Annotated in this window: 6 protein-coding genes; 5 read left to right on the top strand and 1 reads right to left on the bottom strand. The window is 29.0% G+C overall.

Going from position 1 to position 3,813, the window contains the following annotated elements:
* The 5 genes from AVBRAN9331_RS09555 to AVBRAN9331_RS09535 form a co-directional block, all read left to right on the top strand.
* Nucleotides 1–347 (top strand): hypothetical protein (locus tag AVBRAN9331_RS09555; protein ID WP_336612909.1); only part of this gene is annotated, 347 nt, incomplete at its 5' end.
* Complete coding sequence (locus AVBRAN9331_RS09550; protein ID WP_214116043.1) at nt 340–942, top strand: MBL fold metallo-hydrolase; 603 nt, start codon at nt 340–342, stop codon at nt 940–942. The genes AVBRAN9331_RS09555 and AVBRAN9331_RS09550, both read left to right, overlap by 8 nt.
* Nucleotides 936–1,235 carry a hypothetical protein gene (locus tag AVBRAN9331_RS09545; RefSeq protein ID WP_214120231.1) on the top strand — a complete coding sequence of 100 codons (300 nt, stop codon included), beginning with the start codon at nt 936–938 and terminating at the stop codon, nt 1,233–1,235. Before AVBRAN9331_RS09550 ends, AVBRAN9331_RS09545 begins: the two co-directional genes overlap by 7 nt.
* Nucleotides 1,222–1,983, top strand: a complete 762-nt coding sequence (gene map, locus AVBRAN9331_RS09540; RefSeq protein ID WP_214116039.1) for a type I methionyl aminopeptidase — start codon at nt 1,222–1,224, stop codon at nt 1,981–1,983. The genes AVBRAN9331_RS09545 and map overlap by 14 nt, the downstream gene beginning before the upstream one ends.
* Before the next feature lie 3 nt (nt 1,984–1,986).
* Nucleotides 1,987–2,367 carry a hypothetical protein gene (locus AVBRAN9331_RS09535; RefSeq protein ID WP_336612908.1) on the top strand — a complete coding sequence of 127 codons (381 nt, stop codon included), beginning with the start codon at nt 1,987–1,989 and terminating at the stop codon, nt 2,365–2,367.
* A 43-nt stretch (nt 2,368–2,410) separates the two neighbouring features.
* Here AVBRAN9331_RS09535 and glmS read toward each other — a convergent pair.
* Nucleotides 2,411–3,813, bottom strand: a 1,403-nt coding sequence (gene glmS / locus AVBRAN9331_RS09530) for a glutamine--fructose-6-phosphate transaminase (isomerizing) (protein ID WP_336612907.1), incomplete at its 5' end; no start/stop codon positions are given.

Here is a 3,813-nt window from a genome sequence, read left to right as displayed (position 1 = left end):
CTTGTAAAAAATATAATATAAAAGCTGACTTTATAAGTCCTATTTCTTTTGTTCCTATTGTTGAGAGTATGGATTATTCTAAAGCGAGTGAAGATTTTGCAAATTATTTTAATAAAAATAATTATGATTATATTCTTTATGCTTGTACTCATTATCCATTTTTAGAGCAAGAATTTAAAACTTATTTTCCTAAAGCCACATTGATTGATCCAGCAAAAATTTTAGCACAAACTATGCAAGATGAATTTTTTAATAAAGATTTTAAATCAGAAATTATAATTGATTTTAGAGCTAGTAAAGATACTAAGATATTAAAAGATTTTTATGAAAGGATTAAAAATGTATGAGATTTTAGTAAGACCTTGTGGAGATTACGCTACAAATTGTTATATTGTAAAGCACGAATTAGGAGATATTGTAATAGACCCAGGCAAAGGTGCTTTAAGTTTTATTAAAGAAAACTCAAGCAAAGTTCTAGCAATTTTAAACACTCACGGACACCACGACCACATATGGGACAATAAATTAGTAGCACAAGAATTTAATGCTCCTTTATACACCCCAAAAGATGATATATTTATGTTAAAAAATCCTTTTTATGGTTTTTTGCCAAGCGATGATATAGCAATAGCTGTTGAAGACAAAGAAGAATTAGTGTTTAATGGTTTAAAATTTACTTTTCATCATTTTGCAGGTCATACTCCAGGTTGTTCTATGATTGAATTTGATGATGTTTATTTTAGTGGGGATTTTTTATTTGAAAGAAGTATAGGCAGATGGGATTTTGAGTTCTCAAATGCTGATGATATGGTAAATAGTCTTGAAAAAGCAAAGAATTTAAAAGATGATTTTTATTTACTACCAGGTCATGGAAATCAAACAAAAGTTAGTTTAGAAAAACCACATTTTGATTCTTGGATAAGATACATTAAGCAATGTTAATAATAGAATTAATTTTAGTATTTTTTGGTTTGATGGCTTGGTTTTTTCAAAAAGCATCACCAAAAAATGAAAAAATAGAAAGACTTAGTAGAAAATGTCCTTGCACGAGGATGGCTAATACTGGGCTTTTAACTAAAATATTTCTTTATTCAGCCATTGGTATAATTATAATTAATGCTTCAATGTTAGACTATGTGGGTTTTAATAAAGATAATATCTCTCAATTTATAATAGCCTTAGTGCTTGTATTTTTGGGGTATAAAGTAAGAAAGGATGAATATGATAGAAATTAAAAAACCAGCAGAAATAGAAAAATTAAGAGTAGCTAATAAAATGGTTGCAAAAACGCTAGATTATCTTGAAACTTTAATAAAACCAGGAATTTCTTTAAAAGAATTAGATAAAGCTGCAGAAGATTATATCTTAAGTCTTGGTGCAAAACCAGCTTTTAAAGGGCTTTATGGTTTTCCAGGTGCAATTTGTGTTAGTCTTAATGAAACTTGCATTCATGGAATTCCTGATGATAGAGTTTTAAAAGAAGGCGATATTGTAAGCTGTGATGTTGGAACTTTCATAGATGGATATTATGGCGACGCTGCTAGGACTTATGGTGTTGGCAAAATCTCTAAAAAAGATGAAGAATTAATTGCTTGTAGCAAGGATTGTTTGCTAAATGCAATAAGTAATATTAAAGATGGTATGAGATTTAAAGAGCTTAGCAAGATTTTAGAAGACTTTATTCGCTCTCGTGGTTTTGTTCCACTAGAAGGATTTTGCGGACACGGCATTGGTAGAAAACCACACGCAGAGCCTGAAATACCAAACTATCTACACCCAAATGATAGTATTAAAAATGGTCCAAAGATTAAAAATGGAATGGTATTTTGTATAGAGCCTATGATTTGTCAAAAAGATGGAAGACCTAAAAATCTAAAAGGTATGTGGGAAACTGCTTCAGCAGATGGATTAAATACTGCTCATTATGAACACTGCGTAGCTATTGTAAATGGAAGAGCTGAGATTTTATCAATTAATGAGTAAATTATGGATGCGAAAATAATTAAATCTAAATTAGATTTTAGCAGTGTTTTGTATTTTGTATTTATTTATTTGATTATTGCAATAACACAAGGAGCTTTTAAAGCAGGCTTTGTTTATTTAAGCATATTTTTCTCAATTTTGCTTGTGATTTATATTTATGATATGCCTATAATTAAAGTGATTTTGTATAAAGATAGAATTGGAGTTAGATTTATATTTTTTACAAAATACATAAAACTAAGCGATATTAAAAGCTATAAAAGAAAAAAGAGAATTTTAAAAATCAAAACCAATGGCTTATTTTATTCGAATATAAAATTAAGAAATTTTCATACAAATAGCCTTGATGAAATAGAGCAACACTTAAATGCTATAAATGAATAAAATTATGGAATTTAAATTAGGAAATTATCCTAATTTAAATTCTTTATTCAACCGTTACGCTTTTTGCTAGATTTCTTGGCATATCTACATTTGCACCAACACGATTTGTGATTTCTAGTGCAAATAATTGCATAATTACCATCATTTCAAAAAACTCGCTTAGATAATGTTCTTGTTCGCTTGTTTTTATAAAATCATCAGCTTCGCTAAACTCAATAGGAGAAATTGCTAAAATATTTGCATCTCTTGCACTTAATTCTAAGACATTTGAGCGAGTTTTATCATATAAAATATTTTTTGGCATAAATGCTATTGTAAATAATTCGCTATCAGCAAGTGCAATAGGACCATGTTTCATCTCTCCTGCTGCGTAGCCTTCTGCGTGCATATAGCTTATTTCTTTTAATTTTAATGCTGCTTCAAGTGCAAGTGGATAAAATAAATCTCTACCTATAAAGAAAAATCCGTGTCCGTGTAAGTATCGCTTGCTTAAGCGTTTTAGTTTATCGTGAGTATTTTTATTTACTTTTAATACATTAGATAAATCCTTAATAGCAAGTAATTCTTTTTTAATATCTAAATTAGGATTTTTATTTAAATACAATGCTAGTAGCCATAGATTTAGCATTTGAGCGCAAAATGCTTTAGTGCTTGCTACACTTTTTTCAATCCCTGCACGAATTAAAATACAATAATCAGCTTCTCTTGCTATGCTTGAATTATCAACATTGCATAATGCTAAAGTTTTAAGCCCAGCATTTTTTGCTATTTTTAAAGCTTCAAGAGTATCAGCTGTCTCGCCGCTTTGAGATATACAAACGAATAAAGCATTTTTATCTAAAAAGCCATTTTTATATCTAAACTCACTTGCTATTTCTACACGGCATTCAATATTAGCACTTCTTTCAAAAATATAGCTAGCTGCCAATGCTGCATGATAGCTAGTGCCACAAGCACAAATTATGATTTTACTAAAGTCTTGATTTAAATTCTTTAATTCATCAAAACATACTTTATCATTAATAATTCTTCCTATTAATATATTTTGAACGATTTGGCTTTGCTCGTAGATTTCTTTTTCCATAAAAGTATCAAACCCATCTTTTAAAGCACTTTCTTTATCACAATTTAATTCTTTAAACTCAACAACTCCATTTAATAAATGGATTCCATTTTTATCTAAAAAGCCAAAATCTCCATCGTTTAAATAAGCAACTTGTTTGCAAATTCCAACCAATGGAGCATCACAAGATGCCATATAAAACTCACTATTATTTGAGCCTTTTCCTATTATTAGTGGTGCGTTTTTCTTAGCAAAAAATATAGTATTTGGAGCTTTTTTTGTGATTAATAATATTGCATAAGCTCCATCAATTTTTTTAATAACTTCACTAAAAGCTTTTTCAGGGCTTAAAGTATTTGCATATTTTTCAAACAAATGAACAA

Source organism: Campylobacter sp. RM9331 (assembly GCF_020137685.1).
Taxonomy (GTDB): domain Bacteria; phylum Campylobacterota; class Campylobacteria; order Campylobacterales; family Campylobacteraceae; genus Campylobacter_E.
This window is presented reverse-complemented; position numbering and strand designations above follow the sequence as displayed.